This window comes from Actinospica durhamensis (assembly GCF_018139695.1).
Lineage (GTDB): Bacteria > Actinomycetota > Actinomycetes > Streptomycetales > Catenulisporaceae > Actinospica > Actinospica durhamensis.
This window is the reverse complement of record NZ_JAGSOG010000016.1, coordinates 1-14,356: the sequence shown is the minus strand read 5'-3', so window position 1 is coordinate 14,356 and position 14,356 is coordinate 1. Positions and strand designations below refer to the sequence as shown.

At 72.2% G+C, this 14,356-nt stretch carries 15 protein-coding genes; 8 read left to right on the top strand and 7 right to left on the bottom strand.

Annotated elements, in window-relative coordinates:
• Nucleotides 1-24: 24 nt before the first annotated feature.
• Both sufU and KDL01_RS05740 read left to right on the top strand, forming a co-directional pair.
• On the top strand, nt 25-504 hold the full coding sequence (gene sufU / locus KDL01_RS05745; protein WP_212527279.1) for a Fe-S cluster assembly sulfur transfer protein SufU: 480 nt from the start codon (nt 25-27) through the stop codon (nt 502-504).
• The gene (locus tag KDL01_RS05740) at nt 501-851 is read left to right on the top strand and encodes a metal-sulfur cluster assembly factor (RefSeq protein WP_212527278.1); all 351 of its coding nucleotides are present in this window, start codon (nt 501-503) and stop codon (nt 849-851) included. The genes sufU and KDL01_RS05740 overlap by 4 nt, the downstream gene beginning before the upstream one ends.
• A gap of 19 nt (nt 852-870) precedes the next feature.
• Here KDL01_RS05740 and KDL01_RS05735 read toward each other — a convergent pair whose 3' ends face one another.
• A complete protein-coding gene (locus tag KDL01_RS05735) occupies nt 871-2,148 on the bottom strand; it encodes a glycosyltransferase 87 family protein (protein WP_212527277.1) in 1,278 nt (425 codons plus the stop codon).
• A gap of 169 nt (nt 2,149-2,317) precedes the next feature.
• Here KDL01_RS05735 and KDL01_RS05730 point away from each other — a divergent pair, with 169 nt between their 5' ends.
• Entirely contained in the window at nt 2,318-2,842 is a 525-nt protein-coding gene (locus KDL01_RS05730; RefSeq protein ID WP_212527276.1) for a GNAT family N-acetyltransferase, read from the top strand.
• Nucleotides 2,843-2,851: 9 nt separating this feature from the next.
• On the opposite strand, the gene ftrA is transcribed toward KDL01_RS05730, so the two are convergent.
• Nucleotides 2,852-3,838 carry a transcriptional regulator FtrA gene (gene ftrA / locus KDL01_RS05725; RefSeq protein ID WP_212527275.1) on the bottom strand — a complete coding sequence of 329 codons (987 nt, stop codon included), beginning with the start codon at nt 3,836-3,838 and terminating at the stop codon, nt 2,852-2,854.
• Nucleotides 3,839-3,909: 71 nt separating this feature from the next.
• Between ftrA and KDL01_RS05720 the strand changes: the two genes are divergently transcribed.
• Nucleotides 3,910-4,407, top strand: coding sequence for a rhodanese-like domain-containing protein (locus KDL01_RS05720; RefSeq protein WP_212527274.1), 498 nt, complete (start codon nt 3,910-3,912; stop codon nt 4,405-4,407).
• Nucleotides 4,408-4,451: 44 nt separating this feature from the next.
• On the opposite strand, the gene KDL01_RS05715 is transcribed toward KDL01_RS05720, so the two are convergent.
• The 3 genes from KDL01_RS05715 to KDL01_RS05705 form a co-directional block, all read right to left on the bottom strand.
• Nucleotides 4,452-5,042, bottom strand: a complete 591-nt coding sequence (locus KDL01_RS05715; protein ID WP_212527273.1) for a pyridoxamine 5'-phosphate oxidase family protein — start codon at nt 5,040-5,042, stop codon at nt 4,452-4,454.
• A 47-nt stretch (nt 5,043-5,089) separates the two neighbouring features.
• On the bottom strand, nt 5,090-5,851 hold the full coding sequence (locus tag KDL01_RS05710; RefSeq protein ID WP_212527272.1) for an SDR family NAD(P)-dependent oxidoreductase: 762 nt from the start codon (nt 5,849-5,851) through the stop codon (nt 5,090-5,092).
• 70 nt (nt 5,852-5,921) lie between these two features.
• Nucleotides 5,922-7,613 (bottom strand): SpoIIE family protein phosphatase, encoded by a 1,692-nt coding sequence (locus KDL01_RS05705; protein ID WP_212527271.1) that lies wholly within the window; start codon nt 7,611-7,613, stop codon nt 5,922-5,924.
• A 176-nt stretch (nt 7,614-7,789) separates the two neighbouring features.
• Here KDL01_RS05705 and KDL01_RS05700 point away from each other — a divergent pair, with 176 nt between their 5' ends.
• Nucleotides 7,790-9,223: a cytochrome P450 gene (locus tag KDL01_RS05700; protein ID WP_212527270.1), complete on the top strand. Its 1,434-nt coding sequence runs from the start codon at nt 7,790-7,792 to the stop codon at nt 9,221-9,223.
• Here KDL01_RS05700 and KDL01_RS05695 read toward each other — a convergent pair.
• Entirely contained in the window at nt 9,210-10,151 is a 942-nt protein-coding gene (locus KDL01_RS05695) for a terpene synthase family protein (protein ID WP_212527269.1), read from the bottom strand. The genes KDL01_RS05700 and KDL01_RS05695 overlap by 14 nt on opposite strands.
• A gap of 219 nt (nt 10,152-10,370) precedes the next feature.
• On the opposite strand from KDL01_RS05695, the gene KDL01_RS05690 reads away from it, so the two are divergent.
• The 3 genes from KDL01_RS05690 (at nt 10,371) to KDL01_RS05680 (ending at nt 13,558) form a co-directional block, all read left to right on the top strand.
• The gene (locus tag KDL01_RS05690; protein ID WP_212527268.1) at nt 10,371-11,969 is read left to right on the top strand and encodes an ABC-F family ATP-binding cassette domain-containing protein; all 1,599 of its coding nucleotides are present in this window, start codon (nt 10,371-10,373) and stop codon (nt 11,967-11,969) included.
• Nucleotides 11,970-12,221: 252 nt separating this feature from the next.
• The gene (locus tag KDL01_RS05685; RefSeq protein WP_034269519.1) at nt 12,222-12,440 is read left to right on the top strand and encodes a helix-turn-helix domain-containing protein; all 219 of its coding nucleotides are present in this window, start codon (nt 12,222-12,224) and stop codon (nt 12,438-12,440) included.
• Nucleotides 12,441-12,730: 290 nt separating this feature from the next.
• Nucleotides 12,731-13,558 (top strand): enoyl-CoA hydratase/isomerase family protein, encoded by an 828-nt coding sequence (locus KDL01_RS05680; RefSeq protein WP_212527267.1) that lies wholly within the window; start codon nt 12,731-12,733, stop codon nt 13,556-13,558.
• Between the two features lie 119 nt (nt 13,559-13,677).
• Here KDL01_RS05680 and KDL01_RS05675 read toward each other — a convergent pair.
• On the bottom strand, nt 13,678-14,356 hold a 679-nt coding region (locus KDL01_RS05675; protein WP_212527266.1), incomplete at its 5' end, for an SGNH/GDSL hydrolase family protein.

Here is a 14,356-nt window from a genome sequence, read left to right as displayed (position 1 = left end):
GAAGAGGGAAAGGAGGATGAGGGCGTGAAGCTGGAGTCGATGTACCAGGAGATCATCCTGGACCACTACCGCAGCCCGCACCACAAGGGCCTGCGCGACGGGTTCGGCGCCGAGGTCCACCACATCAACCCGACCTGCGGCGACGAGGTGACCCTCCGCGTGCACCTGGACGACGAGTCCCAGGGCGAGCAGGCGATCATCAAGGACGTCTCGTACGAGTCGCAGGGCTGTTCGATCTCGCAGGCCTCGGCCTCCGTGCTCACCGACCTGGTGATCGGCAAGAACGTGGCCGAGGCCTTCGCGGTGCACGAGGCGTTCCTCGAGCTGATGCAGTCCAAGGGCGAGGCGCAGGGCGACGAGGACGTGCTCGAGGACGCCGTCGCGTTCGCCGGCGTCTCGAAGTTCCCGGCCCGGGTCAAGTGCGCGCTGCTTTCGTGGATGGCCCTGAAGGACGCCACCGCGCAGGCGCTGGCGCGCAGCACGCAGAAGGAGACAGAGCAGTGAGCGAGCAGCAGACGACCGAGCAGGGTTCGACGGGCGCGGCCGCCGCGGTGGAGGACGTGGAGGAGGCCCTGCGCGACGTCGTGGACCCCGAACTCGGGATCAACGTCGTGGACCTCGGCCTGATCTACGGCCTGACCGTGGACGAGGGCAACGTCGCGATCATCGACATGACGCTGACCTCGGCGGCCTGCCCGCTCCAGGACGTCATCGAGGACCAGATCCGCACCGCCACCTCCTCCCTGGTCAGCGACTTCCGGGTGAACTGGGTCTGGATGCCGCCGTGGGGCCCGGACAAGATCACCGACGACGGCCGGGACCAGCTGCGCGCCCTCGGCTTCAACGTCTGATTCACTCTCCGGCCCCGATTCACTCGCGGGCGAGGACGGGTCGCGCCTGCTCGGGCGGATAAGCCGCCCAGCAGAGCGCGATCACGCCCGCGATGACGTACGCGTTCGAGGCGAGCAACGCCGCGCCGTGCTCGTGCAGCTCCAGGGTGCCCGCGAATCCGCTCACCGGCACCCGCCAGGTGATCTGCGAGACCCCGAGCGCCGCCGCGAGCGCGCCGCCGACCAGCACCGCCGTCCTGCGGTGGCGGTAGGCGCGCAGCAGCACGAGCATCAGCGCCGGCACCGCCTCGACCCAGTGGTGCGTCCACGAGATCGGCGAGACGAGCAGGCCGGTCAGCGAGCACAGGGCGTATCCGCCCGCCTCGTCGTTCCCACGCCGCCAGGCCCGCACCGCGAGCGTGAGCCCGACCGCCGCCGTGACCAGGGCGGCCACGATCCAGACGCCCTCGACCTGCTCGGTGTGCAGGATCCGGGAGAGCGCGCCGCGCAGGTTCTGGTCCGCCGCGTTCTCCACCTTGCCGGGCCGGCCCGAGTCGAGCACGTCGTGCACCCAGTACGTCCACGCGTCGTGCGGCACCACGGCGAAGGACAGCGCGATCGTGCCGGCCAGCGTGGCCAGGGCGGTCGCGGCCGAGCGCAGCCGGCCGGTGGCGGCGAGGTAGACCACGAAGATGAGCGGCGTCACCTTCAGCCCGGCCGCGATGCCGATGCCCATGCCCTTGGTCCGGCGCCCCTCAGCCCGGCCGAGGTCGAACAGGATCAGCGCCGCGATCAGCACGTTGATCTGGCCGTAGCGCAGCGTCGTCCACACCGGCTCGAACCACAGCGCTCCGGCCGCGCAGGCCAGCGCGAGCCGCGTCGCCTCGCCGGCGTCGAACCACTGGCAGAACGGCGTCAGCCGCAGGGCGAAACGCAGCGCCAGCGGGAGCAGGCAGAGGCTGCACACGGTCGCGAGGATCTGCGCGAGATAGTTCGACAGCAGGCCGAGCCCGGTGAACAGCAGCGCGGCGGCCGGGGGATAGGTGAAGGGCAGCTGGCCGTGGTTGAACGACGCGACGTAGAGCCCCTGGCCGTGCACCACCGCCAGGCCGCCCTGGCGGTAGACGAAGATGTCCACGAAATTCCAGTGGTGCCCCATCGGTGTCAGGAACAGCACCAGCATCGAGACCGCGTACAGCGCGGCGGCGACGGGCAGCCGGGGCACCGGGATCCGCCGTGGCGCCCGTGGCCCCGACTCCGCGCTCGGCGCGGGCCGGGCTGACGGGATACGAGTGCCAGAGGCGGTCACGTCGGTCATAACGGGCAGCGTATCCCGGGCCGCCGACACCGCGACTTCAACGGGTGCGCATGTAACCGACACGTGTCGTGTGCTGGTGTGTAACCGTTACCCGCGTGCCGGGTGCCGACGTATGGTGCGCCCGTGCGGATATGTTGATCACACCGAGCCGGGCTGCGAGGATCCCGGTATGCCGCAACTGATCCCGCCGCACCCCCGTTTCCACGCCTCCTTCCTTTCCGCGATCGAGGAGTTCCGCGCGGCCGGTCCACTCTCCGACTGGGCCGCCCACGTCGACTACGAGGCGGTGCGCGGTCAGGAGGGATTCGCCGCGTATGTCCGGGATCTGGACCTGCGGCGCGTCGCCAGTGCGGAGCGGTCCGTGCCGGAGTCGACCCTGTTCTGGATCGAGGGCGAGGAATTCCTGGGCCGGATAGCGGTCCGGCACCGGCTCAACGAGCGGCTCGAGGTCATGGGCGGCCACATCGGCTACGCGATCCGGCCCGGCGCCCAGGGCAAGGGCCACGCGACCGCCCTGCTGCGCGCCGTGCTGCCGCTGGCCTACGCGGTCGGGATCGACGACGCGCTGCTGACCACGGACCCGGACAACCACGGCTCGCGCCGGGTGATCGAGAAGTGCGGCGGCCGGCTGGTGAAGCAGGGCCCTGACCACTGCTACTACCGACTGCGCACCGGCGGCGCGGCCGAGGTCTGACGACGCGACCTATCCGCGGAAGGTGCGGCGGTAGGCCGAGGGCGCGGTGCCGACGGCGCGGGTGAAGTGGTGGCGGAAGGTGGCCGGGTCGGCGAAGCCCACGGCGGCGCCGACCTGCTCGATCGACCCGTCGCCGGTCTCGAGCATGGCCCGGGCCGCGGCCAGGCGCTGGTTGACCAGCCAACGCAGCGGCGAGGTGCCGGTGGTGCGGGCGAAGTGGCGCATGTAGCTGCGGGTGGACATCCGCGCGATCGCAGCCATCTGCGACACGGAGATCGGGTCCGCGAGATGGTCGAGGGCCCAGTCCAGCGAGCGGGCCACGCCGTCGTCCTGCGGCACCGGACGCACCGCCGCCTCGATGAACTGCGCCTGCCCGCCCTCCCGGTGCGGCGGCAGCACCAGCCGGCGCGCCACGGTGTTGGCGACGGCCGAACCGTGGTCCCGGCGGACCAGGTGCAGACACAGATCCAGCCCCGCCGCGCTCCCGGCGCTGGTGAGCACCTGCCCCTCGTCGACGTAGAGCACGTCCGGGTCCACCCGCACCTTCGGGTAGCGCGCCGCGAACAGCTCCGCGTACCGCCAGTGCGTGGTGGCGCGGCGCCCGTCCAGCAGCCCGGCCTCGGCCAGCGCGAACGCCCCGGAGCAGATGGACACCACCCGCGCACCCCGGTCATACGCCGCGCGCAGAGCCTCGACCAGCTTGGGCGAGACCTCCCCGCGCACGTTCGGCACCGCGGTGACCATCACGGTGTCGGCGGCCGCGAACGCGTCCATGCCGTGCTCCGCGGTCAGGCCGATCCCGCCCATCGCGCGCATCGGCCCGGGCGTCTCGGCGCAGGCCTTGAACTCGTACCAGGGCACGTCGAGCTCCGGCCGCGGCAGCGCGAAGACCTCGGTGGCGCAGCCGACTTCGAACACGGATATCCCGTCGAAGAGGTAGACCGCGACGGTCGGTCGCGCCTCCTCGCGGCGGCGCGGCGGATCGAGCAGCAGCATGGCGTGATCTTAGCGAACCGTGGCGTTCTCGCCACTGTCGGCGGGCGGGCCCGCCCCGGCATGCTCGTGCCATGACGCAGACGACGCAGCCGACGCAGACGACGCAGCCGACCCCGATGACCGCGGCGGCCGGGACCCCGCAGCCGAGCACGGCGATCGAGCACTTCTCGGCCAAGCTGGCCTTCGAGACCGACGTCTCGGACGTGCACGCCGCGTTCGCGTCCGCGGCCCCCGGCTTCGTGCTGGTGGACAGCCGGTCCGAGCAGGCCTGGGACCAGGGCCGCGTCCCCGGCGCGGTGCACCTGCCCACCCGCCGGATCGCCGCCGAGGCCGCCGCGCTGATCCCGGCCGGAACACCGGTGGTCACCTACTGCTGGGGGCCCGGCTGCAACGGCGGCACCCGCGCGGCCCTGGAGTTCGCCAAGCTCGGCTACCCGGTCAAGGAGATGATCGGCGGCTTCGAGTACTGGGTGCGCGAGGGCTTCGCGTACGACACGGCCTGGGGTCGGCGCGAGCCCGTGGCGGACCCGCTCACCGCCCCGGCGGACGGCACCGCCTGCGCGTGCTGAGCCGCGACCCCGCCCGCACTGCCCGCGGCGCGCCGCCGACACGGTCAGGCCGCAGGCAGCCTGCGCACCGTGGTCGGCAGCGGGTGGTCCGGTTCGAGGCCGGGCAGGCCGTCGATGCTCCGGTTGTTGACCTCGGCCACCCGCTGCGCCCACTCCTGATCCGTGCGGCGTCCGTGCAGTGTGTCGAGCACCGGCCGCTCGTCGCGCAGCTCCATATAGGGCACCGAGTAGCCGCACGAGGTCTGGGTGCTCTCCACGTCCACCACCACGATCCCGCGCGGGCTGGGGTGGGCCAGGTTGAAGTGCTCGGCGAAGCCGTCGAACTCCGGGTCGTCCGGGCGCAGGTGGCGGCCCCTGCCGTAGAGCCGGACGATGTTGGACTCGCGGTCGAAGGAGCAGAACATGATCGTGATCCGCGGATCCACGGCGAGATGGGCCTTGGTCTCGATGCCGCTGCCGAACAGCTCCAGGTAGGCGAAGGTGTGCTCGTCCAGGACCTCGAAGGTGTCCTTGTATCCCTTGGGCGAGACGTTCACCCGGCCCTCGCCCACGGGCGCGGTGGCCACGAAGAACATCGGCTGCTTGGCGATGAAGGCGCGGATCCTCGGGGTGATCTCGGTGAAGCGCTTGGCCATGACTCCTCCTGCTCCTGCGGCCGCTCCCAGGGCGGCTGCCGCTGCGGCTATGCGATCTCCGTCGGCCGGACCATGATCTCGTTGATGTTCACATGGCGGGGGCGGGTGACCAGGAAGACGATCGCCTCCGCGACGTCCTGGGGGTCGAGCACCTCGACGCCCTCCTGCCGGCCGAGGATCTGCGCGCGGATCTCGGGCCGGTTGGCCTCGGCCAGTTCGGTGCGCACGGCACCGGGTTCGACCACGGACACGCGCACGTGCCGGCCCGCGAGCTCCTGGCGCATCGACTCGCTCAGGCCCACCACGCCCCACTTGGTGGCGTTGTAAACCTGGCTGCCCGGCCGGGTCGTGCGCCCGCCGATGGAGCTCACGTTGACCAGGTCGGCCACCCGGCGCGCACCGTCCTCGGCCGCCGCCAGCAGGTGCGGGAGCGCGGCGTGGGCGCAGTAGAGCAGACCCATGACATTGACGTCGACCATCCGGCGCCAGTCCGCGGTGCTCGCGGTGGCGGTCGGGCCGAGCAGCATCAGGCCCGCGTTGTTGAGCACGGTGTCCAGCCGGCCGAAGTGCTCGACGGTGCGCGCGACCGCGCCCACGGCGTCCTGCTCCACGCCGAGGTCGGCCTCGATCGCCAGCGCCTCGCCGCCCGCCGCCTCGATCGCGGCCACCAGCTCCTCGAGCCGGTCCTTGCGCCGCGCCACCACGGCCACCCGCGCGCCCTCGGCGGCCAGCGCGAGCGCGCTGGCCCGGCCGATGCCGCTGGAGGCGCCGGTCACCAGCGCCACGGTGCCCTCGAGCGTGTTCGCCATCACCCGTCCCCGCTGTTCTGCTCGACGAATATCCGACCTCGAATATTCTAGCCGGGCTCGGGCAGCCGGGTCAGGTCAGCCGGGCCAGCAGCAGCGCGACGTCGTCCTTCCACGGGCCCTGCGGACGGTTGGCGGAGAGGATGTCGTCGGCGACCGTCTCCAGCTTCTCGTCCCGCTGCCCGTCCAGCACGCCGCGGCACCGGATCAGGCCCCGGTCCAGGTCGTTGTCGAGCGACTCGAGCAGCCCGTCGGTGCACAGCAGCAGTACCGTGCCGGGGGTGTAAGCCTGCTGCCACACCGGGTAGGCCGACTCGTCCTCCACGCCGAGCGGCACGCCCACCTCGTGGTGGTGCACCTCGCTGGGCTTGCCCGGCAGCGCGAGCAGCGGCGGGATGTGCCCGGCCCGGCTGAACGTGACGGTGCGCGCGACCGGGTCGATCAGCGCGAGCAGGCAGGTGGCGAACAGCGGGTTGTCGGCCTCCTCGTTGACCTCGCACACGAACGCGTTGGTCTGGGCGAGCAGCTCGGCCACGTCGGCGGTGCGGTTGGCGTACGCCAGCAGCGTGGTGCGCACGCGGTACATCATGCCCGCGGCCTGCACGTTGTGGCCCTCCACGTCGCCGATGATCAGCAGCGTGGAGCCGTCCGCGCGCTGCACCGAGTCGAACCAGTCGCCGCCGACCTGTATGCCGGTGGTGGCCGCCTCGTAGCGCCGGGCGATCTCCACGCCGGTGCCGATCCGCAGGGTGCGCGGGAGCATGCCGCCCTGCAGCGCCATGGCCAGGTTGAACTCCACGTCGTGGATCCTGGCCCGGTGCACGGCCTGGCCGATCGCGCTCGCGGCGAGCACCAGGAAGGCGCGCTCGGCCGCGTCGAAAGCGCGCGGGCCGTCGAAGCCGATCATGCACACCCCGCTCATCCGGGGCACGCCGCCGATCGGTATCACCGCCACCGCGACCGCGCCGGTCTCCTTCATCGCCTCCACCGACTGCGGGAAGCGCCGGCGCAGCTCCGAGGTCTCCGGGAAGAACAGCGGATCGCCGGTCACCGCGGCCGTGCGCACCGGGCCGTCCGTGCCGATCCGCACCCGCCCGGCCGCCATGCCCAGGTCCCCGCACTCGAGCAGCACCTCGGGGGACTGCCCGGCGTCGGCCACCAGCACCCCGCTGGCGCCGAGGGCGCGCAGCGAGGAGGTGACCGCGTCGCGCACCTCGCCGAGGGTGCCGGCGGCGGCCAGACCCGCCGTCAGCTCCTGCATCCGGGCGGCCACGGCGGCCCGGCGCAGCGTCTCGAGCTCGGCCTCGCGCCGCTCGGTGACGTCGATGATGATGCCCATGGCCCGTTCCGGCGTGCCGCCGGGCCCGGCCACCACCCGGCCGCGGGTCTCGAGCGTGCTCATCCGCCCGTCCGGCCGCTTGATCCGGTACTCGATGGCGAAATCGCCCACTCGCGCCAGCAGCGGCTCGAGCACCTCGAGCAGGTCCGGCAGGTCCTCGGGCGGCACCTGTCCGAGGAACGCCTCGAACCGCAGGCCCGCGTCCGGCATCAGCCCGTGCAGCTGGTAGGTCCGATCGTCGCAGATGACTTCGTTGGTCGGCAGCAGCCAGTTGTAGAAGCCCGCGTCCGCGTCGAAACCGCTGGGGGTGAAACCGAACTCGTCCCAGCCGCCGTTCCTGTCCTCACTCCTCATCGGCCACAGCCTTCCGTCCGGGAGCGGTGCGAGCGCCCCGGCCTCGCCGGAGACACGCACGGATGGCGACATGAACGCCTCCATTCCTTCCGCCGACACCCATACGGTAGTCGTATCGTCGCCCTCTGGTGGTGTTTTTAGGGAAGAAATGTGGTGCGGCCGTGGAAAATCGGGCGGCGTACGGAGCCGCTCGCCGTGCTTCCGAAGCGCCTTGCGCAGCGTGGCTGACGCGCTACCGTCCAGAACTGATGACGGATCACACCACGCTCTCCGCGGCCGAGTGCGGCGCCCCGGAGGAGCAGGTCGACGTTCCCGCACCGCTCCTGCCGGGCGCATGGCCGCTGCTCGGACACGCGCCCGCGCTGCTGCGCGACCCCCTGGCCCTGCTCGTCCGGGCGGGGCGGGCGGCCCCGCTCACCCGGGTGCGCCTCGGCCCGGCGGCGGCCTACGTGGTCACCGGGCCCGACCTGGTCCACCAGGTGCTGGTGACCGACGCGGCCGGCTACGACAAGGGTTTCCAGTTCGACGTGCTGCGGCGGCTGATCGGCGACGGCGTCGGCACCTCGCGCGGGGCCAAGCACCGGCGCAACAAGCGCATGCTGCGCCCCGCCTTCGACCGCACCGCCTCGCGCGGGCACGCGGTGGACATGACGCCGCAGATCGAGCACTTCCTCGGCGCCCAGTGGGATCCGGCCTCGGCGCCGCGCGGGCATGCGGCGCCGGACGGTGCGCGCACGGTGGACGCCGCGGTGGACATGCGCGTGCTGTCCATGCGCCTGATCACCCGCTCCATGTCCGGCTCCGAGTTCGCCGCGGACGAGGTGATGCGCGCGCTGCCCGGCCTGCTCTCCGGCATCGGCCGCAGGGCCCTGCTGCCGATCCGCGCCCTCGACCTGGTGCCCACGCCGGGCAACCGGCGCTTCGACCACTCGCTGCGGCGGGTGCACGCGGTGGCCGACGACATGGTCGCCCGGGAGCGGGCCAGGGCCGCGCGGCAGGGATCGCCGGGTTCCGCCGGGTTGCTGGCCGCCCTGCTGGCCGCGGTGGACGAGGAGGGCGCGGGCATGACCGACGCGCAGGCGCACGACGAGATCATGACCCTGCTGTTGGCCGGGACCGAGACCACCGCCGGGGTGCTGGCCTGGTGCCTGCACGTGCTGGCGCGCGATTCCGAGCTGCAGCAACGGCTTCGCCTCGAGATCGCCGAGGTGACGGGCGGGAAGCGGCTCGAGCCGGCCGACCTGCGGGGCCTCGAGCTCGCCGAGCGCGTGGTGAAGGAGGTGCTCCGGCTCTATCCTCCGGGCTGGCTCGTCGGACGGCGCGCGGTGCAGGAGACGAGGCTCGGCGCGACCCGGATACCGGCCGGCAGCCAGGTGTTGGTGAACTTCTACGCCCTGCAGCGCGACCCCGGCGCGTTCCCCGACCCGGACGCGTTCGACCCGGACCGGTGGAAGAGCATGGACATGGCTGCGGCCGGCCCGTACTACCTGCCCTTCGGCAGCGGGCCGCGGGTGTGCCTGGGCGAGTCGTACGGCATGGCGGAGATCTTCTGCACGCTGTGCGCGATCCTGGCCGGGTACCGGATAGAACCGGTACCCGGGACCGTGGTGCGCCCGGTCGCGCGTACGACCCTGCACCCGGACACGGTGCCGCTGCGGGTGACCCGGATCAGCGGGCCGTGACCCGGTAGCGCCCGGTCTCGCGCGACCAGGCCAGGTTCCCGGCGATCCAGTGCCGCAGGTCCGCGCAGAAGCGGGCCAGCACCGGGTCGCCGGAGGCCAGCAGCGGCTGCTGGGCCTCGAGATAGTCGCGGATGCGCGCGTCGATCATGGCGGTGCACGCCCGCAGCGCCTCGGCCTGGTTCAGCCCCTGCCGGCGGCTGAGCACCGCGGGCAGGCTGAGCAGCTCGATCGAGCGCGTCTCCTCCTTGGCCAGGGACAGCACGTCGTTGGTCCAGCAGGTGATGTCGGTGGCCGCGTCGGCCGCGGCGCGCACGGCCGGGGAGCACCACAGCTCCTGGCTCAGCGAGAAGCCGTTGACCACGTCGATCAGCGCCAGGCAGGTCGGCACCGCGCTGCAGTGTCGGCGCATCCTGATGTACTCGGCCAGCTGGGCCGGCATCCGCTGCCGCCGCCGGGCCGCCTCCCACACCAGGGAGTAGAGGTACGCGGTCACCTCCTGCCGGAAGCGCGTGCGCTGCACCGGGGAGGCCATCGCGTCCAGCCGCGCGCACAGGTCGGCCAGCGCACCGGCGAACACGTCGTGCGGTCCGGCCTCGCCGGCCTCGAGCGCGCCGAGCATCCAGATGGTGACCTCGGTGGTGGCGGCCGGGTCGGAGCCTATCTCCGACTCGTCGCAGTACGCGTCGTCGAACAGGAACAGCCAGGCCTGCCAGTCCGAGTTGAGCGTCAGGCCCTCGAGACTGGCGCTGGGGCAGACCCGGCCGGCCAGCCGGGCCGGATCGGTCTCGCGCAGCCGCAGCGCGAGTTCGGGGCGCTCGGTCAGCCCCCACTCCGCGGCCCATTTCGCGGTGGCGGCCGAGGCGACGGAGGTGAGCGGATGCAGGCGCGCGGAGAAAGGGGGATCGATCGAAGGTAGAGCGACGGTCATGGCGCTGCCCTCCTGAGGGTCTTCGAATCAGGATTTTAGTAGCCCCCTCTCCGCTTGGATACGGGCCCGAACGGCGCGCGGGGTGCCCTTCCGCACGCCCTTCGGGCGCCTTCGCGCGCCGGTCCGGCGCTCCGCGGCGCCCGGCCCCGCCCGGGCCGGCGGATCCCGGCGGGCGAAATGCCGTCGGAGCCCGGGGCCCCGGTCCCGTACCATGGGGAGGTGATCACCGCTTCCCATCTCGAAGTTCGCGTCGGCGCCCGCGTGCTGCTGGAGGACGCCTCCTTCCGCGTCGGCCCGGGCGACCGGATCGGTCTGGTCGGGCGCAACGGCGCCGGGAAGACCACGCTCACCAAGATCCTGGCCGGCGAGGGGCAGCCGGCCTCGGGCTCGGTCTCGAAGTCGGGCCCGGTCGGCTACCTGCCGCAGGACCCGCGCACCGGCGACCTCGACGTGATTGCGCGCGACCGCGTCCTGGCGGCCCGCGGCCTGGACGAGGCCGTGCGCCGGATGCGCGCCGCGGAGAAGAACATGGGCAGCACGGACCCGGCCGAGCACGACCGGGCGATGCGCCGCTACGCCAACGCCGAGACCGCGTTCCTCGCGGCCGGCGGCTACGCGGCCGAGTCCGAGGCCGCCGTGATCGCGGCCAGCCTCGGCCTGCCCGACCGCGTGCTCGACCAGCCGATCGGCACCCTCTCCGGCGGACAGCGGCGCCGGATCGAGCTGGCCCGGATCCTGTTCGGGGACAACGAGGTGCTGCTGCTCGACGAGCCCACCAACCACCTCGACGCCGACTCGATCGTGTGGCTGCGCGACTACCTGAAGAACTACAAGGGCGGGTTCATCGTCATCTCGCACGATGTGCACCTGGTCGAGTCCTGCGTCAACAAGGTCTTCCACCTCGACGCCAACCGCAGCGTCATCGACGTCTACAACGTCGGCTGGAAGGCCTACCTGGAGCAGCGCGAGGCGGACGAGCGGCGGCGCAAGCGCGAGCGGGCCAACGCGGAGAAGAAGGCCGACGCGCTCTTCAGCCAGGCGGACAAGATGCGGGCCAAGGCCACCAAGACCGTGGCCGCGCAGAACATGGCCCGCCGGGCGGAGAAGCTGCTGAGTGGCCTCGAGGCCCATCGCGCCTCGGACAAGGTGGCCAAGCTGCGCTTCCCCAAGCCCGCGCCCTGCGGCAAGACCCCGCTGATGGCCAGCGGCCTGTCCAAGTCCTACGGCTCGCTGGAGATCTTCACCGACGTGGATCTGGCCGTGGACCGCGGATCCAGGGTCGTCATCCTCGGCCTCAACGGCGCCGGCAAGACCACACTGCTGCGCCTGCTCGGCGGCGTCGAGAAGCCCGACACCGGCGCGGTCGAGCCGGGCCACGGGCTCAAGCTCGGCTACTACGCGCAGGAGCACGAGACGCTCGATCCGCAGCGCACGGTGCTGGAGAACATGCGCACCGCGGCCCCGGACCTCGACCTGGTCGAGGTGCGCAAGACCCTCGGCTCCTTCCTGTTCTCCGGCGACGACGTGGACAAGCCCGTCGCCGTGCTCTCCGGCGGTGAGAAGACCCGGCTCGCACTGGCCACGCTGGTGGTCTCCAGCGCGAACGTGCTGCTGCTCGACGAGCCCACGAACAACCTGGATCCGGCCAGCCGCGCGGAGATCCTCGGCGCGTTGAGTAGCTATGAGGGTGCGGTGGTGCTCGTCACACACGACGAGGGCGCCGTGGACGCGCTCAACCCGGAACGGCTGATCCTTCTGCCGGACGGGGTCGAGGACCTGTGGAACGAGGGCTACCGGGACCTTGTAGCACTGGCCTGAGAACGGGCGCCGGTGCCCGGTATCCGACAGAACGTCGATTGCCCTCCGTTACAGTCTGATAACGGAGCGGAAGTTTTATCCTGACATGCCGTGATTTTCCGGCACGAATCAGACAGGGGACCCGGGAATACCGCTTGAGTTTCTCCGACGAAGCAGTGGTCAACTCGGCCCCGAGGGGTGATCATGGGAGGCCAGAGCGCACATTCCCTGTGCAAGGTGGGAGTTACCCCACACCCCCTCTAGGAGGCGCAAGTGGCCGAGACCCTGAAGAAGGGCAGCCGGGTCACCGGCACCGCGAGAGAGCAGCTCGCGAGCGATCTGAAGACCAAGTACGAGGCCGGAGAATCGATCCGCGCCCTCGCCCAGGAGACCGGGCGTTCGTACGGGTTCGTACACCGGATGCTGAGCGAGTCCGGTGTCACGCTCCGCGGGCGCGGTGGCGCCACCCGCGGCAAGGCGCGTACCGCTTAATCGGAACGTGCCTGGCCGGACCACGGTATCACGGCCGTCCGAACCACGGTCGTCGGTGGCCGCGAGGTAACACTGCGAGCAGTACGAAGGACGAAAGTGATCGGCGGCCCCGGCCGCGGCACCCGCGAGGACGGGGTCGCGTCCGGGGCCGCCGGGCGGGTGGCGGGAGTCCGGCCGGGCGGTGGGCCCGGACGGACTCCCTGCTCCGCGGACCCTTCACTACCGTGCGGTAAAGTCCGTGACACCGGCCGGCAGGCGCCGGTGGGATCGGAACGAGTAGGGGCGCAGCCATGACCAGTTCGAACTCTGCGACGGATGCGGGCGAGCAGGCGTGGCCTGAGGCCAAGGCGGCCGCGGCGGCCAAGGCCGGGGTGCGGCTGCACATCGACGGGGAACTGGCCACGGTCGTGCTGGACCGGGTGGACAAGCGCAACGCGATGACCCCGAGCACCTGGTGGCACCTGGCCGAGGTCGGCCGCGCGCTGCCCGGCAGCGTGCGCGCGGTGCTGCTGCGGGCCGAGGGCCCCTCCTTCAGCGCCGGGCTCGACCGCTCCGTGCTGATCGGCGGCGAGGGCGGCGCCAAGACGCTGCTCGACCTGGCCCACGCCGGGCAGGCCGACGCCGAGATGACCATCGAGGCCTTCCAGGAGGCCTTCACCTGGTGGCGCAACCCCGACCTGATCACCGTCGCGGCGGTGCAGGGGCACGCGGTCGGCGCCGGATTCCAGCTCGCGCTGGCCTGCGACCTGCGGCTGGCGGCCGAGGACGCGCGGTTCGCGATGCGTGAGATCACCCTCGGCCTGGTGCCCGACCTCGGCGGCTCCAAGCCGCTGGTGGACCTGGTCGGCCCGGCCCGCGCGCTGGAGATCTGCGCCACCGGCCGCTGGGTGGACGCGGCCGAGGCCGAGCGACTCGGCCTGGTCAACCGCGTCTGCCGCACCGCCGACCTGGCCATCGACGCCGAGGTGTTCGTCCGCGAACTGCTCGCCGCCGACCGCGACGCGCTGATCGAGACCAAGGCCCTGGTGCAGGGCGCGGTGGAGCGCGACTACGACTCCCAGCGCGCCGCCGAGCGCGCCGCCCAGGTACGTCGTATCAGGGCCCTGGCCGGCCGCTGAGCCGCGGATCGCGGTGCGCCGCAGCGGATCGCGGTGCGGCAGCAGGGCTCGTCGACCCCCTCGGCCGACGAGCCCTGTCGGTAGCCCCGTAGTGCTGTGGCGCTGTGGTGCCGCCGCACTCAGTCGACCGGCGCCAGCTCCGGCCGCTTCGGCGTCATCCCGTCCCCGGAGGACTTCCCGGTCAGCCGCCGCTTGATCCACGGCGCCAGGAAGCCGACCAGCCAACGTATATCGGACCACGTCTTCGCCGCCCGGCGGGCCAGCGGCGAAGACGAAAGCGGGGCCGGCAGCGGTGCGCGCCAGTCGAATGAGGGCTCGTATCCCAGCGCCTCGAGCACGGCCTCGGCCACCCGCCGGTGCCCCTCGCCGGTCAGGTGGATCCGGTCGGCCGCCCACAGCCGCGCGTCGTCGAACACCCGCTCTTCGTCCAGCCGCACCAGCGCCGCACCGTGCTTCTCAGCGAGCTGATCCGCCGTCTCGATCAGCCGCTCCACCTTCGGCCACAGCCGCGCGGACGAGGGCATCCGGCGGCGGAAGTCGATGGGGTGGAACAGCACCAGCCGCCCGCTCGCCCCGGCCAGTACCGAGGCGCAGTGCGCGATGTGCGCGCACACCGCCTCCACGTCGCACCCCGGACGCATGATGTCGTTGAGCCCCCCGGCCAAACTGGTCAGATCCGCCCGCATCGCCGCCGCCGGAGCCAGCTGGTCGGCCCTGATCTGCCCGATCAGCTTGCCCCGCACCGCCAGGTTCGCATACCGCAGCCCCGGCTCGCCCCCGGCCAGCCGCAGCGCCACC